Genomic DNA, 2,342 nt, shown 5'->3' on the forward strand with positions numbered 1-2,342 from the left:
TCAACAATTTGTGATTCGCGATTTTCTAAGCGCAATTGACAGGTCATTAAACGAGACTGCATGAGTTTAACTCGTTCTGTCGGTTCTAATTGACTAAAGAAAAAGAATTTAATGATAAAGCGGGAACGACTGTTAACCCAGCTTTCATGAGGATGCGCCAACATTTTTTCGCGCCAGCGATCGCGCCCTAATTCGGTAATTTGATAGACTTTACGATTTGAGCCAGCATCTGTCAATGCTTGAGTTTTAATGTATTTCTGTTTTTCTAGTCGCTTCAATAGAGGATAAATAGCACCGTAGTTGACGCTAATACAGCCACTCATAAACCTTTCTAACTGTTGTTTTAGAAGATATCCGTGTAAAGGTTTTTGGAGTAGTAGACCAAGAGCGGCTAATTCCAGCATTTTTTGTGACCGTCAATACAAACAGTTTTTAAGACATTCTTGATATAATCGTCAATAGTATCATTTTGATATAGTTTGATTCAAGCTCGACGAAATTGAATCACGGCGATCTGCTTCAGTTTCAACAACATTATGTCACTCAGATTTTTGACTATTAGATATACTTATCGGGTGCCGAATCCAACCACGTATTGGTTATTTTTTTTACCTGGATTGCTCCTGTTAACTGGCGGTTGTGGCTTATTGCCTCCAGGAGATGCCCAAAGTGAATCTGCTAGACCTCAACAGCAACAAAAATTCGTAACTGTCGATGCAGCAGTAGCTCGCCAAGCCTCACTAGAAGAAGCTACCGAGTATGTCGGGACAACTTTTCCCGTGCGGGAAGTTTCTTTGCGATCGCGTGTTGAAGGGCAACTGCTGGATGTGACGGCAGATGTGGGCGATCGAGTAGAGCAGGGTCAAGTATTAGCGAGAATCGACGATTCCATCTCCAAAGCTACGGTGGTGGAGGCAGAAGCCGAAGTTGCTGCTCTGCAATCGGAAGTAGCTAGTTTAACAGCAGATGTCAATGATGCCCGCGCTCAAGTCGAACAGGCGCAATTAGAACTAAAACAGGCGCAGTCTGATGCAGCTAGGACAAGCCAACTTTTTCAGCAGGGTGCGATTTCCGAGCAAGAGGCAGAATTAGATAGAACTGCGGTGGGGACAGCAAGACAAACATTACAGTCTGCCCAACAGCAGGTAGCCAACCGTGCATCAGCAGTAGTAGCTGCTCAACGTCGCGTCGCTGCACAGGAAGCAATAGTCGCTCAGGAGCAACAAAGACAGTCATTTACCGTATTGACTTCCCCCGTCACGGGTTCGGTATTAGAACGAGTCTTAGAACCAGGAGATTTAGCCCAAGCAGGTGATCAAGTCTTGCGGTTAGGAGATTTTAGCCAAATTCAGGTACAGGTACAGATTTCTGAATTAGAACTAGCAGGGATTCGGACAGGACAGACAGCGCAGGTAAAGTTAGATGCTTTGCCAGAGCAAACCTTTACAGGAGAAGTGACCCAAATATCTTTAGCTGCGGATGCTACTGCCCGACTGATTCCTGTTGAAGTGACGATTCCCAACAACGATCGCCGTATTGGTAGGGGATTACTAGCGCGGGTTAATTTCAATCAGCAGAGCAATCGCAACATTGTCGTTCCTGAAACAGCAGTTCAAATAACCTCAGAGGGGACAAACAAGAATAATTCCGAGTCAGATATAGCAACCATGTTCATTTTAAAGCGAGAGGGAGAACAGGCAACGGTTACAGCCCGTGAAGTAAAACTTGGCGATCGCGCCAATTCTCAAGTAGAAATCCTCTCTGGACTCAAACCAGAAGAAGAATTTGTCGTCCGTAGCAGTGGTAATTTACAAAATGGCGATCGCGTTCGTCTCAGCTTTATCTCCGAATCATCAAAATCCTGATTAGATTAATTTTAGTCAGGGCGAAATGCCCCTTCATTATGAAAACTTCTCCCCCCGCCAATTTTAGTATCAGTGCTGTTGCCATTCGTCAGCATATTGGTACTCTGATGCTAACCCTAGCGATAATTGCGATCGGCGTATTTTTTCTGTTTGACATTCAGGTAGACCTACTACCTTCTATCACCTATCCACGCATTGGTTTGCGAGTAGACGTACCTGGCATTTCCCCCGAAGTTGCAATAGATGAAGTGACTCGACCTTTAGAAGAAGGGCTAGCTGCCACCGAAGGAGTGGTTCAGGTTTTTTCCCAAACTCGCGAGGGACAGGTAAGTGTTGACCTTTACTTTCAACCAGGGGGGAATATTGACCAAGCTTTAAACGATGCTACTGCTGCATTTAATCGGGCGCGCTCTAATTTACCAGATACAGTTGAAGAACCAAGGATATTTAAAGTCGATCCGTCTCAACTCCCCGTTT

The 2,342-nt window shown here is 44.9% G+C and carries 3 protein-coding genes; 2 read left to right on the top strand and 1 reads right to left on the bottom strand.

The genetic code is table 11. From position 1 onward, the window contains the following. Positions 1-404: PadR family transcriptional regulator (locus tag ACRC32_RS28515; protein WP_438557140.1), on the bottom strand; the 404-nt coding region annotated here is incomplete at its 3' end. 132 nt (positions 405-536) lie between these two features. Between ACRC32_RS28515 and ACRC32_RS28520 the strand changes: the two genes are divergently transcribed. Next, complete coding sequence (locus tag ACRC32_RS28520; RefSeq protein WP_438557141.1) at positions 537-1,865, top strand: efflux RND transporter periplasmic adaptor subunit; 1,329 nt, start codon at positions 537-539, stop codon at positions 1,863-1,865. A 38-nt stretch (positions 1,866-1,903) separates the two neighbouring features. Beyond that, positions 1,904-2,342, top strand: a 439-nt coding sequence (locus ACRC32_RS28525; RefSeq protein ID WP_438557142.1) for an efflux RND transporter permease subunit, incomplete at its 3' end; no start/stop codon positions are given.

Source organism: Chroococcidiopsis sp., from assembly GCF_051657925.1.
In the GTDB taxonomy this organism is placed as follows: domain Bacteria; phylum Cyanobacteriota; class Cyanobacteriia; order Cyanobacteriales; family Chroococcidiopsidaceae; genus Chroococcidiopsis.

Excerpts from the sequence above, each read along its gene's own strand:
- ACRC32_RS28520 (WP_438557141.1), top strand. The coding sequence starts at position 537 with ATGTCACTCAGATTTTTGACTATTAGATATACTTATCGGGTGCCGAAT.